Consider the following 14553-nt stretch of genomic DNA (forward strand, 5'->3'; position numbering starts at 1 on the left):
TCGGCCCGTTTTCTGCTTACATCAGTAAAGCAGGGAATAGAGCTGGCGGCGATAGCGTGCGGCAAGCGCATCGCCCGTGCCCAATGCCGCCAGGATCTCCTGCAACATTTTACGCGCCTGGCCGTCAGCGGCGTTCAAATCGCGTTTAATGACGTTAAACAGCAGTTCCAGCGCTTCTTCATTACGCCCGACCTGATGCAGCTGCAGCGACAGTTTGGTCGCCAGTTCAGCGTTATCCGGGTCGCTTTCCAGCTGTGATTGCAGCTGCTGAATTTCAGGCGTATCGGCCGCCTGTTTCAGTAAATCGATCTGGGCGATCAGGCTTTGATAACGGGTGTCCTGATCCTGCAACGGCACGGCGTTGAGTACCGTTTCTGCTTCATCGCTACGGTTCAGGGTAATCAGCACGTCCGCCAGCAGAAAACCAATTTCGCTGTCTTTATTACTGAGCTGCCATGCCTCTTTCAGCAGCGGTAAAGCGTCCAGCGGTTTGCCTTCCTGCATCAGCGCCATCGCCTGCTGGGCTTTTAACTCTTCCTCACGCGGCAGCACTTTTTCCAGCAGGGCGCGCACGGCGTCTTCCGGCTGTGGCCCCTGGAAACCGTCAACAGGCTGGCCGTTCTGGAACAGGTAGACGGTGGGAATGGAGCGTAACCCAAATTGCGATGCCACCCTTTGCTCTTTATCACAATCCAGTTTGGCAAGAATAAACTGGCCTGCGTATTCCTGAGCCAGTCGCTCCAGCAACGGCGTCAGTTCCTGGCAATGTTGGCTGCGATCCGACCAAAAGTAGAACAGCACCGGTATCTGCATTGACTGCTCAAGGGTCTGTTGCAGGTTGGATTCGTTAATGTCGATAATCGAAGCGTGTGGTGACATGACTAAGTCTCTTTGCAGAAAATGTTTAAAGAATATGGGGCCGACTGGCCCTGCTTCAAGCTGTATTCGCGCAATACCTTTACTGACTGCGAATTATGCGATCCAGTATCCAGCCTGGCAGCGCGCGTTTCAACAGGCCCATCGCGTGTGCGACCAGTGTCACCGGATAACGCAAACGCGGATGTTTGCTTTCGAGCGCATGGCGCAGCTTAGGTAAAATGGCCTCAGGCGGCAGCGTAAACCGCGCGGCCAGACCGGGATTCAGCACCGGATTATCCTGCTCACCCTGCGTTACATTATCGGTGAATCGGGTCTGGATTGGACCCGGTTCAATGAGGCTGACGCGCACGCCGCTTGCGTGCAGCTCCATGCGTAACGCATCGCTCCAGGCTTCCAGCGCATATTTACTGGCGGCATAAACGCCCCGACCCGGCGTGGAAATCAGGCCTAACACCGAACTGGTATTCACGATCCGGGCATTGCCAAAAGCCTTCAACGCCGGAAGCAGCCGCATAGTGAGTTGGTGGGTGCCAAACACATTGCTGGAAAATTGCTGTTCAAATTGCTGACGCGTGATGGTGTTTAACGGACCATAGGTGCCGAAGCCGGCGTTATTAAACAGGGCAAACAGCCGGTTACCGGTCAGCGCCAACACCTCATCGGCAGCGCGGTCAACGCTCTCTGCGTCGTCCAAATCCAGCATCAGCCCCGTAAAGCCGAGGCTTTGCATGCGCGCCACGTCGTCGGCTTTTCGGCAGGCTGCAATAACGTGATAGCCGCGAGCCAGCAGGTCATTGGCTGCAACCAGGCCAATACCGCTTGAACAGCCCGTGATCAAAATGGTTTTTTGCATGTGTTACCTTTTTTGCACAACTACTGCTTAACTAATGGGGCCAGTTCTTTCGCCATCAGTTCAGCGATAAAGGGTTGGGCGTCAGGATTGGGATGAATACCATCCTGCTGCATCCATTCGGGTTTTAAATAAACCTGCTCCATGAAAAAGGGCAGTAAAGGAATATCGTGCTGTTTCGCCAACTGCGGATAAATCGCGCGGAACGCATCCGTATAACGGCGGCCGTAGTTGGCGGGTAAACGTACCTGCATCAGGATCGGTTTAGCCCTGGCGGTTTTTACCTGCTCGATGATGGTGCTTAACGTTTGCTCAATATCCTTTGGCGGAAAGCCACGTAAGCCGTCGTTACCGCCCAATTCGATTAACACCCACTGCGGTTGGTGCTGTTTTAATAGGGCAGGTAAGCGTGCCAGTCCTTGTGCGGCGGTATCGCCGCTAATACTGGCATTAATCACTCTGGGCTGCTGCTGCCAGTTTTTATCGAGCAGGCTGGGCCAGGCTTTACTGGCCGACATTTGATAGCCTGCACTCAGGCTGTCGCCCAGCACCAGCAACGTATCGGCCGCAGCAAGACGGGACACCAACAGACAGCACAATAACAGGAAAGGATAATGCCAGCGGAAAACATTCTTGAAGTTCATCATCTTACTAAGTCCGTGGGTCAGGGAGAGCATCAGTTAACCATCCTTACCGGAGTTGAGTTAGTTGTCAAACCAGCTGAAACAATCGCCCTGATTGGCGAGTCAGGATCGGGCAAATCCACGCTGTTGGGGATTCTGGCCGGTCTGGATGACGGCAGCCAGGGCGAGGTGCATCTGCTGGGCCAGCCCTTGCATCAGATGAATGAAGAGCAGCGGGCGGCCTTACGTGCGCAGCAGGTAGGATTCGTGTTCCAGTCTTTTATGCTGGTGCCAACGTTAAATGCGCTGGAAAATGTCCAGTTGCCTGCACTGCTGCGCGGTGAGAGCGACCGTCAGAGCCGTGACCAGGCACGGGAGCTGCTCACACAGTTAGGCCTGGGTGAGCGTTTGCTGCATCTGCCCGCGCAGTTATCCGGTGGTGAGCAGCAACGCGTCGCGCTTGCCCGGGCCTTCAGCGGTCGTCCGGGCCTGCTGTTTGCCGATGAGCCAACGGGGAATCTAGATCGTAAAACGGGCGAGCGTATTGTCGATCTGCTGTTTTCCCTCAACCGCGATTTTGCCACGACGTTAATTCTGGTTACCCATGACGAGCAGCTGGCGGCGCGCTGTAACCGACGCTTGCGTCTGCGTGACGGCAAACTGTGGGAGGAGCAATGATCTGGCGCTGGTTCTGGCGTGAGTGGCGTTCGCCCTCACTGTTAATCGTCTGGCTGGCACTCACTCTGGCGGTGGCCTGCGTGCTGGCGCTGGGATCAATCAGCGACCGGATGGAAAAAGGGCTGAGTCAGCAGAGTCGCGACTTTATGGCGGGCGATCGTACCCTGCGCACCAGCACGGCGGCACCGCCCGACTGGCTGGCGAAAGCGCAGCAAGTGGGATTATCGGTTAGCCGTCAGCTGAGCTTTATGACCATGACCTTTGCCGGCCAGACGCCGCAGCTGGCGTCGGTCAAAGCCGTCGATACCCACTACCCGATGTTTGGCGAGCTGCAAACCCGCCCGCCGGGCCTGAAACCTCAGCCCGGCACGGCACTGGCCGCTCCGCGCTTAATGGCGCTGCTTAACCTCCACGTGGGCGATGAACTCGATGTGGGAGATACCACGCTGCGTATTGCCGGAGAGGTGATACAGGAGCCGGATGGCGGTTTCAACCCGTTCGAAATGGCGCCGCGTTTACTGATTAATCTGGCCGATGCCGATAAGACCGGCGCGATCCAGCCCGGCAGTCGCATCACCTGGCGCTACAAGTTTGCTGGCACCCATCAGCAGCTGGAAAACTACGACCGCTGGATAACGCCGCAAATAAAAACCGGTCAACGCTGGATCAGTATTGAGAACAGCGAAGATGCGCTGGGCCGTTCAATGCAGCGCGCGCAGCAGTTTTTGCTGTTATCGGCGTTGTTAACGCTGATGCTGGCGATCGCTGCCGTGGCCGTGGCAATGAGCCATTATTGCCGAAGTCGTTACGACCTGGTGGCGGTGCTGAAAACGCTGGGTGCTACGCGCGGCGCGCTGCAAAAGCTGATTATTGGACAGTGGCTGGCGGTATTGCTGCTGGCGGCCGTAGCGGGCGGGGCAGTCGGGCTGGGCGTCGAAGCCCTGTTGATGAGAATGCTTAAACCCGTTCTGCCCGCATCCCTGCCTGATGCGAGCCTGTGGCCGTGGGTATGGGCCACAGGGTCGCTGTTTGTCATTTCCCTGCTGGTGGGATTGCGTCCTTATCGCCTGCTGCTGGCGACGCAGCCTTTGCGCGTATTTCGGCGCGATGCCGTCGCCACCGTCTGGCCGCTGAAAATCTACCTGCCAGCGATGGTCGTGGTGGTGGTGGGGCTGCTGGCGGCGCTGGTGGGCGGCAGTAAAATGCTGTGGGCGCTGCTGGCGGGCGTGGTGGTGCTGGCGGGGCTACTGGCGCTGCTTGGCTGGGGCACGTTACTGCTTCTGCGCCGTCTGACAGTGCGAAATCTGGCGCTGCGTCTGGCGATTAATCGGCTACTGCGACAGCCCGCGATGACGCTGAGCCAGCTTGCCGCGTTCTCACTGTCGTTTATGTTGCTGGCCCTGCTGCTGGTGATGCGAGGCGATCTGCTGGATCGCTGGCAGCAGCAGTTACCCGCAGACAGCCCGAACTTTTTCCTGCTTAACATGACGGCCGATCAGGTGCCGCAGGTGCGTGATTTCCTGCAGGCGCATCAGATTAAACCAGAAACCTTTTATCCCATCGCACGGATGCGGCTGAGCGAGTTGAACGGCCAAGCCGCCGATCCTGAACGGGATAATGCCCTTAACCGTGAGCTCAACCTGACTTCGCTGGCGGCCCTCCCTGCGCATAATCCGCTGGTGGCGGGCAACTGGCCGCCTGCCGTGGGGGAAGTGTCTATGGAGGCCGAGCTGGCGGAGCGGCTGGGGGTGAAGCTGGGAGACAGCTTAACGTTTGAGGGGGATACGCAACAGTTCAGTGCCAAAATTACCAGTCTGCGCAAGGTTGACTGGGAAAGCCTGAAGCCAAACTTCTTCTTTATCTTTCCACCCGGTGCGCTCGACAGCCAGCCGCTGACCTGGCTCACCAGCTTTCGGCTGGACAATAACCCCACGCTGCTGGCGCAGCTAAACCGTGAGTTCCCGACCCTGAGCCTGCTGGATATTGGCAACATCATGCGTCAGATCGGACAGGTGCTGACCCAGGTCAGCCAGGCCCTGGAGATTATGGTGGTGTTGGTGACCGCCTGTGGCATATTGCTGCTGATGGCCCAGATTCAGGTGGGCATGCGTCAGCGCCGTCAGGAACTGGTGGTGTACCGCACGTTGGGTGCAGGCAAGCGACTGCTGCGGACGACCTTGTGGTGCGAGTTTGCGCTGATTGGCGTGGTGTCCGGCGTTGCGGCCGCAGTGGGGGCTGAAGCGGCGATCTGGGCGCTGCAGCGTAAAATCTTCGATTTCCCGTGGCAGCCCGACTGGGCCTTGTGGCTGGCGTTACCGTTGTGTGGCGCGTTGTTGTTGTCGCTGTGCGGAGGCTGGCTGGGCGTGCGTTTGCTCAGGGGCAAAGCGCTGTTCAGGACGTTCGACGGCGCATAAAAAACGCCGTGCGCGGCAAGGCTGCGCACGGCGTCAGTCCGTCTTAAAGCTTGTCTGTGGCCCAGCGAATACCACTGGCATATTCAGCCGGCAGCAGGGGCAACAGCGCATGCAGTGCAGCTTTGAGTCGGGGCTGATCGCTGTCGGTCAGGTTCAGATGGCCCACCTTGCGACCTTGCCGAACCGCTTTGTCATACCAGTGCAGATGGACAAGCGGCTGCTGTAGCCAGTCTGGGTTCACATCGGTGCCAATCAGGTTGATCATGACCGAGGGCGCAATGACGACCGGCTGGGGCAACGCCAGCCCCAAAATCGCGCGCAGATGCAGTTCGAACTGGCTAATCGAGGCGCCGTTCTGCGTCCAGTGTCCACTGTTATGCACCCGCGGCGCCAGCTCATTAATCAACAGACCCTGAGGCGTCACAAAACATTCCATCGCCATCACGCCAACGTAGTCAAGCGCGTGAAGGATCGCGCCCAGCATTCCTTCGGCCTGCTGCTGCTGTTCCACATCTGCCTGGGGAAAAGCGACGCTGGTCCGCAGAATGCCTTCTTCGTGCAGATTATGTGTCAGGGGATAAAACACGGTGCTGCCGTCGTGGCCGCGCGCGCCGACCAGCGACACTTCACCTGAAAAGTGAATGCCCTGTTCGACGATGCACTCGCCATAGCAGTCGTCGGGTAACGTGGCCGTTTCTCTGGCCCGTAAACGCCACTGACCGCGACCGTCGTAACCCCCGGTGCGGCGTTTAACAATCGCCAGTTCACCCAGCCGAGAGAAAACCGCAGGCCACTCGCTTTTATCCGCCAGCAACTGCCAGGGCGCAGTCGCCAGATTAAGCTCGTCCAGCAGTTGCTTTTGCGTCAGGCGATCGGCCAGACGCGGAAAAATATCGCGGTTCACAAAGGCCGGATGATTCGCCAGCTCGCGCGTCAGAGCGGTTTCGGGCCAACGCTCGATTTCGGCCGTAATCACGCTTTCGGCGATAGGCAGGGCGGCGGGATCGGCATCCAGCCCCACGGGATGAACGGCAATGCCCATCGGCTCGCCCGCCTGGCGCAACATGCGGCCAAGCTGACCGTTACCCAGTACGCAAACCGGCTTCATGCGTCCTCCCGCGGATCCGGATTATCCAGCACCTCATCGGTCTGTGCCTGACGCCAGGCGGCCAGACGAGATGACAGCGCGCTGTCGTGAATCGCCAGAATCTGCGCGGCCAGCAGTGCCGCATTGGCGGCACCGGCTTTACCGATTGCCAGCGTGCCGACCGGAATACCGCGCGGCATTTGCACAATAGAGTAGAGGCTGTCAACGCCGCTCAGCGCTGCGCTCTGCACCGGCACGCCCAGCACCGGCAGCAGGGTTTTTGCCGCCAGCATGCCAGGCAGGTGCGCCGCGCCACCGGCACCGGCAATGATGACCTGAAAGCCGTTATCTGCAGCCGTTTCGGCAAAGCTAAACAGCTTGTCCGGGGTACGGTGCGCTGAGACCACTTCCACATGGAAGGGCACGTCCAGGCTGGAGAGGATTTCCGCAGCGAACTGCATGGTGGACCAGTCACTTTTGGAACCCATAACAACAGCGATGCGGGCCGGGGCGGCATTCGACGACATGCGGTCAACTCCTGTGAATGAAAACATACCTGACCAGGCGGACAGGTTTTGAAGGGCAAAGAGAATAGCATGAGAAGGGCGCAAGGAAAACGGTTGCGTCGGGATTACACGTCGCGCTGGCAGGGTTTTATCGACATTCTGTTCTCTGACGTTGACGCGCAAGAAACGCTGAACTTTAGTTAACAGAGTTGCAAGGTGACTGACATGATGAGCCGCGCTGCACCCGGTTGGTAAGGGATGACGTTAACTGACAGAAAGAGGAACAGGATGATTTCACGCTGGCAACTGATTTTCAGACAAGCAGGCAGAAAACTGTGGTTCAGGGCAACTTTATTTGCCCTTGCTGCGGTTGTCAGCGCCCTGGCCTCCATTGTCTTTAAATCTGCAATTCCCCCCTCGGTTTCGGTAAAGGTGGGTGCTGACGCAGTGGACAATATCCTGAATATTCTGGCGTCCAGCATGCTGGCGGTCACCACGTTTTCCTTGAGTACGATGGTAACGGCGTTTGGTTCAGCAACTACCCATGTTACGCCGCGCGCCACGAAACTGGTCGTTGAAGACAGTACAACACAAAATGTTCTCGCGACCTTTATTGGCTCTTTCCTGTTTAGTCTGGTCGGCATCATCGCACTGAATATGGGGGCTTATGGTGAACAGGGGCGAGTGATCCTGTTTGCGGTCACGCTGGTGGTCATTGCATTAATTCTGGTGACGCTTCTGCGCTGGATTCACCATCTCACCTCGCTTGGCAGCGTAGATGAAACGACCTCACGTGTGGAACGCATGGCGCTTGATGTTTTTAGCGCGCGTGCTCAATCCCCTTGTTTCGGCGCCAAGCCCTGGCGGGAAAGCGATCGTCAACCTGCGGGCACGTTTGCTGTTTATTCGGACGCTATTGGCTATGTTCAGCATATTGATATGGACAGGCTACATAAGGCGATGACAGACAGTCCTGTACATGTTTACCTGGTCGCGCAACCCGGATTTTTTGTTCATCCCGCCCGCCCGGTCATGTATGTCACCCACGCCCTGCCTGCGGAGCAACGCAAACTGATGTTGTCTGCCCTGACAATAGCCGCGTCTCGCACTTTCGCCCAGGATCCACGTTTTTGCCTGTGTGTGATGGCAGAAATCGCCTCGCGTGCGCTGTCGCCTGCGACTAATGACCCTGGCACCGCCATCGATGTGATCGGGCGAGCCGTCAGAATACTCTCCTGCTTTGCACGCGAATGTGCGGCGCCAACGGTGATCTATCCCGCCATTCACGTCGCGCCCTTGTCAGTAGACGCATTATTCGATGATTTTTTCTCACCTGTCGCGCGAGACGGCGCGGCGATAAAAGAAGTGCAGTTACGGTTACTTAAGGCGCTGGGCATGTTGTCTGTCGCCTGGCCGGATGCGTACCAGGCTGCAGCGTTGCGTCATGCGCATGAAGCCATGGCATACCTGGCGCGGGAAGCGATCATCCAGACGGACAGAGCACGAATTGAGCGCACATGGCGTGAACAATTTGGTGCAGACTATCCCCATCCCTTCCTGGATGAGAAGCTAAGCGATTCGCCCTGTCAGAAGTCGAAATCGATCAGCTGAATGCCGCTGGCATCGAGTTGAATCATGGATCCCCGACTGTGCCAGGCCCCTAATACGGCACGCTGAGCGTTTACGCCATTCAGCGACAGATCGTGTATCGCGGGACGGTGCGTGTGCCCATGAATCAGCAGTGGCGCCTTATGCTGAAGCAGGGCATCGATCACGGCCTGTTGATTCACATCCATAATCTCCAGCGACTTATGCTGATTGGCCTGTTTACTGTTGGCGCGCATACGTTCTGCGATGCGTTTGCGAATAAACAGCGGCAACGCCAGGAACAGACGTTGAATCCAGGGGTTGTGGACTTTAGCGCGGAACTGCAGGTAACCCACATCGTCGGTACACAGCGTATCGCCGTGCATAATCAGCACTCGATGGCCGTAAAGCGTCAGCACGCGCGCTTCAGGCAACAGCGTCATGCCGCTGGCGCGGGCGAAACGTTGACCGATTAAGAAATCGCGATTGCCATGAATAAAGTACACCGGAACAGGCACGGCTCGCAGGGCATCAGCAACCTGTTGATGCAGAGGATTGGGATCGTCATCGCCTATCCAGGCTTCAAACAGATCGCCGAGAATATAGAGCGCGTCGCAGTGTGGGGCTTCACGCTGTAGAAAATGCAGAAAACCGGCGGTGATCGCCGGTTCTTCCTGACACAGATGAAGATCTGCGATAAACAACGTGCGCGGCATTACTCGCTGACGGTCACTTTCTGGATGACAACGTCGTCTTTCGGCACGTCCTGATGCATACCGCTGCGGCCGGTTGAAACGGCTTTGATTTTCTCAACCACATCCATACCTTCAACCACTTCTGCAAACACACAGTAACCCCAGCCCTGCAGGCTTTCGTCACGGAAGTTCAGGAAGTCATTGTCAGCCACGTTAATGAAAAACTGTGCGGTCGCAGAGTGCGGGGCAGAAGTCCGCGCCATCGCCAGCGTACCTTTGGTGTTTTTCAGACCGTTGTTGGCTTCGTTACGGATCTCTTCTTTGGTGGCTTTCTGCTTCATGCCGGGTTCAAAACCGCCACCCTGAATCATAAAGCCGTTAATCACACGGTGAAAAATGGTGTTGTCGTAGAAACCTTCACGGCAGTAATCCAGGAAGTTCTTTACGGTTGCGGGCGCTTTGTCATCGAAGGTCTTGATCACGATATCGCCATGGTTAGTCTGGAAAGTTACCATTTTTTTCGTCCTGTAAAGGTTGTCGTCAGTAGCATAGGGTGCGCGGTTAGGGTGCACACGCCTTTTTCTCGAACGTTCTTATATCATAATTTCCGATAATACGTCAGCCAGGCTGCGCAGTTGGCTTGCTTTGCATCGCGTGACAGATAAAAATACGGCACAATATCAGGATACTTAAAACGGTGCGTTACGCACGCTTACTACGGAAACCCCAATGCTGAAGATTTATAACACCCTGAGTCGACAAAAAGAGGAATTTACCCCTATTCATGCTGGCAAAATCGGCATGTATGTCTGCGGCATCACGGTGTATGACCTCTGTCACATTGGGCACGGGCGCACGTTTGTGGCGTTTGATGTGGTATCGCGCTATCTGCGTTACGTCGGTTTTGACGTAAATTACGTGCGCAATATTACCGATATCGACGACAAAATTATCAAGCGTGCCAACGAGAACGGCGAGAGCATCGAAACCCTGACCAATCGCATGATTGCCGAGATGCACAGCGATTTTGATGCGCTGGGCATTTTGCCGCCAGATCGGGAACCGCGCGCCACGCGCCATATTCCGGAAATCGTCGAGCTGGTGGAAAAGCTGATTGCCCGCGGTCATGCCTATGTGGCGGAAAACGGCGATGTCATGTTTGATGTGCTGAGCGATGTGGATTACGGTGCGCTGTCGCGTCAGGATCTGGACCAGCTTCAGGCCGGCGCCCGCGTTGAAGTGGCGGATGTGAAGCGTAATCCCATGGATTTCGTGCTGTGGAAGATGTCTAAAGCGGACGAACCCTCATGGCCTTCACCGTGGGGCCAGGGGCGCCCAGGCTGGCATATTGAGTGTTCAGCCATGAACTGCAAACAGCTTGGCGCGCATTTCGACATCCACGGCGGCGGATCTGACCTGATGTTCCCACATCATGAAAATGAAATCGCCCAGTCTACCTGCGCCCATGATGGTCCCTATGTGAACTACTGGATGCATTCAGGCATGGTGATGATCGATCGTGAGAAGATGTCGAAGTCGCTGAATAACTTTTTCACCGTGCGCGACGTACTGCAGCATTATGATGCCGAAACCGTGCGCTATTTCCTGATGTCCGGCCACTATCGTAGCCAGCTTAACTATGGCGAAGATAACCTGAACCAGGCACGTGCGGCGCTGGAACGTCTTTATACCGCGCTGCGACATACCGATCGCAACGCGGTTGCCCACGGCGGTGAAGCCTTCGAGGCCCGTTTCCGCGAGGCGATGGACGATGATTTTAACACTCCGGAAGCCTATTCCGTGCTGTTCGACATGGCGCGTGAAGTGAACCGTCTCAAAGGCGAAGACATGACGGCAGCCAATGCGCTGGCGGCAAAGCTACGTGAAATTGCCAACGTGCTGGGCATTCTGCAGCAGGAGCCAGAAGTGTTTCTGCAAAGCAGTGCGCAGGGCAACGATGAAGAAGTGGCAGAAATCGAACGCTGGGTGAAAGCCCGTGCCGACGCACGCGCGGCAAAAGACTGGGCGCAGGCTGATGTAGCCCGCGACAAGCTGAACGCGCTTGGCGTGATTGTCGAAGATGGCCCTCAGGGCTCCAGCTGGCGACGTAAATAACGGGCAACACAGGAGAGGGCGAGTCATCGCCCTTTTTTGTCTATGACGATAAAACAGATTCACCTTCGCGGTTTCCGCTCGGTACGCGATCTGACCCTGCCGCTTCAGCAACTAAACGTGGTAAGCGGGCCTAATGGCTGTGGTAAATCCAACCTGTATAAGGCCGTGCGCCTGCTGCACGAGGCCGCGAATGGTCGCCTGGCGTTAGCGCTGGCAGAAGAGGGCGGTATCCAAAAAGTCATGTGGGCAGGGGAACTGCATCGCAGCGCTCGTCGTCAGGATGCCAGCCGACTCATCCTCTCGGTCCTGATGGACGACATGGATTTTGAGCTTGCGGTGGGGTTTCCTCAGAAGCTTGAGACCAGCCTGTTTAACCTCGATCCGCTGGTCAAAGAAGAACGTATCTGGCTGAGTGGTCAGCAGCGGCGTCCCTCTTCCTGCATCATGCAGCGCACGAACCAGACCGCCTTTTTGCATAATGTAGAAGGGGAGCGCGTAAGCTATCCCGCCTTATTGCATCCGGAGGAGTCACTGTTTGGTCAGCTCGGTGAGCCGCACCGCTATCCCGAACTTTCTCAGATGCGTGAACGTCTGCGCCAGTGGCGCTTCTATCACGAGTTTGCCGTCTGGCCCGGATCACCGATTCGTGCGCCGCAGATTGGCGTGCGCGCCCCCATTCTGGCGCACGATGGTGCTAACCTCGCGGCGGCATGGGCAACCATTGTCGAGCGGGGTCATCATGAGCTGCTCTACAAGGTGACAGCGAAAGCCTTCCCTGATACCGAATTTCAGGTGGATGTCCAGAACGGCCGTTTCCAGATGCTGATGCGGCGACAGGGCATTATGCGCCCGCTGGAAAGCGCCGAGTTCTCTGACGGGACGCTGCGCTTTCTGTGCCTCGTGGTTGCACTGCTCAGCCCCCGCCCGCCTGCCTTTATGGCGCTCAACGAACCCGAGAACAGCCTGCATGAGGATTTGCTCCCGGCGCTGGCGGCGCTGATTGCTGAAGCCAGCCAGTTTAGTCAGCTGTGGATCACCAGTCACTCACCGAAGCTGGCCGCACTGATCGCGCAGCATGCAGAAGTGAATCACATTGAGCTGGAGCAGATTGACGGGGAAACGCGGATAGTTGGGGAAGAAAGGATTTAAGGTGCCCCGGGGACAGGGCACCTGACGATCAGGCAACGACAGTGATGCGCTGTCCGGCAAACTCCACCGTTTGCCCCTGAACGATTTTGCAGCGCTTACGGGTTTCAACTTCCCCATCCACCCGCACTTCACCTTCACTAATCACGACTTTGGCCTGCGCGCCGCTTTCCACCCAACCTTCCAGTTTCAGCAAATCGCAGAGATCAACGTGTGGGAATTTACCTAAAGAAAACGTCGCCATTATGCCTGCTCTCCATCGTGAAACTCTTCACATGCCTGTAAGGTATTTTCGATTAAGGTTGCGACCGTCATCGGCCCAACGCCGCCGGGAACGGGCGTGATATAAGCGGCACGCTCAGCGGCAGCATCAAAATCCACATCACCGACGACTTTGCCGCTTTCCAGACGGTTAATCCCGACGTCGATAACAATAGCGCCCGGCTTAATCCAGTCACCTGGAATAAAGTTGGGTTTGCCTACCGCGACGATCAGCAGATCGGCGTGCTCAACGTGATGGCGCAGATCGCGAGTAAAGCGGTGCGTTACGGTCGTGGTGCAGCCCGCTAACAGCAGCTCCATGCTCATTGGACGCCCCACAATGTTTGAGGCGCCCACCACGACAGCATTCAGGCCGTAGGCATCAATGTTATAGCGCTCCAGCAGCGTGACGATGCCGCGTGGTGTACAAGGGCGCAGCTTTGGTGCGCGCTGGCACAGGCGACCGACGTTATAGGGATGGAAGCCGTCTACGTCTTTATCGGGCGTAATGCGCTCCAGGATTTTGACGTTATCAATGCCTGCCGGGAGCGGCAGCTGCACCAGAATGCCGTCAATCTCGTTGTCGCTGTTAAGTTTATCGATCAGCTGCAGCAACTCGGCTTCGCTGGTGGTGGCGGGCAGATCGTAAGAGCGGGAGATAAAGCCCACTTCTTCACAGGCACGACGCTTACTGCCGACGTAGATCTGCGATGCAGGGTTTTCACCCACCAGAACGACTGCCAGACCCGGAGCACGTTTACCGGCTGCCAGACGTTGCTTCACTTTTTCTGCAACCTCAAGCCGTACCTGCTGCGCAATCGTTTTACCGTCAATAATTTTTGCTGCCATCAGAGCGTAAATCCACTGTGTTGAGTTTAAGTCGGGAATGGCGCCTATTTTGTCAGAAGCACGTCCGGCTGTCAGGTAGAGATTCTTGCAGCAGGTTGGTTTACGACATTTCGCCGTGACGAAAGTGTGGGTTAACGCTTATGATGCCAGACAGGGACCTTACTGGATGACGTGATGATTTGGTTAATGCTTGCCACTCTGGCTGTTGTATTTGTTGTAGGATTTCAGTTGCTGACCGCCGGTTCACGCCATGCCGCACAGGCACTCAGCAAGCGCCTGCAACTGCCGCCGGTTCATATTGAATCGATGTTGTCGCAGATGGGTAAAGAGGCGGCGAAAGAGTTTACTGATTACATCGCGGGTGATAACGAAGCGCACTTAAACAACGGCGCGGCGGTTTTGCTGATTTGGCAGGTGCTGATTGTGGATGGCAGCGATGAAAATACCTGGCGCTGGCACAGCGTGCTAACCCGAGCCGGTTTCTCTGCCACGCTTACCCGACAGCAACTGTTGCTGGCACTGGGCTTTTTGCGCCAGTTAGAGCCCGACAGCCAGGAGCTGAATGCGCTTCGCGAGCAATACAACGCGCGCGTCACTCAGCAGGGCGTTGAGCTGGAAGGGGAAACGACAGAAGCAAGCAATCTGGTCTCGCTCAGCGCCTGGCGCGACCGTCATTAGCGCAAATTGGTTATTACCTGGGCACTCGCCGCGCCTCAGCGGCAAAAACGTTGACGTAACAGCGTTCAACCGTATAATTCGACCCAACCTCTCCGCGCCCTTAGCTCAGCTGGATAGAGCACCGGCCTTCTAAGCCGTAGGTCACAGGTTCGAATCCTGTAGGGCGCGCCAATATATTTCAATGA

The 14553-nt window shown here is 56.6% G+C and carries 15 protein-coding genes and 1 tRNA gene; 7 read left to right on the forward strand and 9 right to left on the reverse strand.

Annotated elements, in window-relative coordinates:
- Positions 1 to 21: 21 nt before the first annotated feature.
- The 3 genes from NYE92_RS20265 to tesA all read right to left on the reverse strand — a co-directional run bounded on the left by NYE92_RS20265 (position 22) and on the right by tesA (position 2376).
- Positions 22 to 879, reverse strand: coding sequence for a co-chaperone YbbN (locus NYE92_RS20265; RefSeq protein WP_014593103.1), 858 nt, complete (start codon positions 877 to 879; stop codon positions 22 to 24).
- A gap of 79 nt (positions 880 to 958) precedes the next feature.
- Entirely contained in the window at positions 959 to 1732 is a 774-nt protein-coding gene (locus NYE92_RS20270; protein ID WP_013024938.1) for an SDR family oxidoreductase, read from the reverse strand.
- Positions 1733 to 1752: 20 nt separating this feature from the next.
- The gene (tesA, locus tag NYE92_RS20275) at positions 1753 to 2376 is read right to left on the reverse strand and encodes a multifunctional acyl-CoA thioesterase I/protease I/lysophospholipase L1 (RefSeq protein ID WP_022622644.1); all 624 of its coding nucleotides are present in this window, start codon (positions 2374 to 2376) and stop codon (positions 1753 to 1755) included.
- Between tesA and ybbA the strand changes: the two genes are divergently transcribed.
- Both ybbA and ybbP read left to right on the forward strand, forming a co-directional pair.
- Positions 2344 to 3030 (forward strand): putative ABC transporter ATP-binding protein YbbA, encoded by a 687-nt coding sequence (gene ybbA, locus NYE92_RS20280; protein WP_013024940.1) that lies wholly within the window; start codon positions 2344 to 2346, stop codon positions 3028 to 3030. The genes tesA and ybbA overlap by 33 nt on opposite strands.
- Complete coding sequence (ybbP, locus tag NYE92_RS20285; protein ID WP_259019391.1) at positions 3027 to 5444, forward strand: putative ABC transporter permease subunit YbbP; 2418 nt, start codon at positions 3027 to 3029, stop codon at positions 5442 to 5444. Before ybbA ends, ybbP begins: the two co-directional genes overlap by 4 nt.
- 43 nt (positions 5445 to 5487) lie before the next feature.
- Here ybbP and purK read toward each other — a convergent pair whose 3' ends face one another.
- Positions 5488 to 6552, reverse strand: a complete 1065-nt coding sequence (gene purK, locus NYE92_RS20290; RefSeq protein ID WP_259019392.1) for a 5-(carboxyamino)imidazole ribonucleotide synthase — start codon at positions 6550 to 6552, stop codon at positions 5488 to 5490.
- Positions 6549 to 7058: a 5-(carboxyamino)imidazole ribonucleotide mutase gene (purE, locus tag NYE92_RS20295; RefSeq protein WP_014593107.1), complete on the reverse strand. Its 510-nt coding sequence runs from the start codon at positions 7056 to 7058 to the stop codon at positions 6549 to 6551. The genes purK and purE overlap by 4 nt, the downstream gene beginning before the upstream one ends.
- A gap of 267 nt (positions 7059 to 7325) precedes the next feature.
- Here purE and NYE92_RS20300 point away from each other — a divergent pair, with 267 nt between their 5' ends.
- On the forward strand, positions 7326 to 8648 hold the full coding sequence (locus tag NYE92_RS20300; protein ID WP_259019393.1) for a DUF2254 domain-containing protein: 1323 nt from the start codon (positions 7326 to 7328) through the stop codon (positions 8646 to 8648).
- Here NYE92_RS20300 and lpxH read toward each other — a convergent pair.
- Positions 8624 to 9340, reverse strand: a complete 717-nt coding sequence (gene lpxH, locus NYE92_RS20305; RefSeq protein WP_014593109.1) for a UDP-2,3-diacylglucosamine diphosphatase — start codon at positions 9338 to 9340, stop codon at positions 8624 to 8626. The two genes, NYE92_RS20300 and lpxH, sit on opposite strands and share 25 nt — an antisense overlap.
- The gene (ppiB, locus tag NYE92_RS20310) at positions 9340 to 9834 is read right to left on the reverse strand and encodes a peptidylprolyl isomerase B (protein ID WP_014593110.1); all 495 of its coding nucleotides are present in this window, start codon (positions 9832 to 9834) and stop codon (positions 9340 to 9342) included. Before ppiB ends, lpxH begins: the two co-directional genes overlap by 1 nt.
- 214 nt (positions 9835 to 10048) lie before the next feature.
- Between ppiB and cysS the strand changes: the two genes are divergently transcribed.
- Both cysS and NYE92_RS20320 read left to right on the forward strand, forming a co-directional pair.
- The gene (gene cysS / locus NYE92_RS20315; RefSeq protein ID WP_014593111.1) at positions 10049 to 11434 is read left to right on the forward strand and encodes a cysteine--tRNA ligase; all 1386 of its coding nucleotides are present in this window, start codon (positions 10049 to 10051) and stop codon (positions 11432 to 11434) included.
- 42 nt (positions 11435 to 11476) lie between these two features.
- Complete coding sequence (locus NYE92_RS20320) at positions 11477 to 12583, forward strand: AAA family ATPase (RefSeq protein ID WP_259019394.1); 1107 nt, start codon at positions 11477 to 11479, stop codon at positions 12581 to 12583.
- Positions 12584 to 12611: 28 nt separating this feature from the next.
- Here NYE92_RS20320 and ybcJ read toward each other — a convergent pair whose 3' ends face one another.
- Together ybcJ and folD are read right to left on the reverse strand one after the other, a co-directional pair.
- Positions 12612 to 12824 (reverse strand): ribosome-associated protein YbcJ, encoded by a 213-nt coding sequence (gene ybcJ / locus NYE92_RS20325; protein WP_013024949.1) that lies wholly within the window; start codon positions 12822 to 12824, stop codon positions 12612 to 12614.
- Positions 12824 to 13690, reverse strand: a complete 867-nt coding sequence (gene folD / locus NYE92_RS20330; RefSeq protein WP_014593113.1) for a bifunctional methylenetetrahydrofolate dehydrogenase/methenyltetrahydrofolate cyclohydrolase FolD — start codon at positions 13688 to 13690, stop codon at positions 12824 to 12826. The genes ybcJ and folD overlap by 1 nt, the downstream gene beginning before the upstream one ends.
- Positions 13691 to 13864: 174 nt before the next feature.
- Here folD and NYE92_RS20335 point away from each other — a divergent pair, with 174 nt between their 5' ends.
- Both NYE92_RS20335 and NYE92_RS20340 read left to right on the forward strand, forming a co-directional pair.
- Entirely contained in the window at positions 13865 to 14368 is a 504-nt protein-coding gene (locus NYE92_RS20335; RefSeq protein WP_014593114.1) for a DUF1198 family protein, read from the forward strand.
- 94 nt (positions 14369 to 14462) lie between these two features.
- Positions 14463 to 14539: transfer RNA gene (locus NYE92_RS20340), tRNA-Arg, on the forward strand.
- Positions 14540 to 14553: the final 14 nt, after the last annotated feature.

Origin of the sequence: Pantoea sp. B566 (assembly GCF_024793925.1) — a bacterium.
GTDB classification, from domain to species: Bacteria; Pseudomonadota; Gammaproteobacteria; order Enterobacterales; family Enterobacteriaceae; genus Pantoea; species Pantoea ananatis.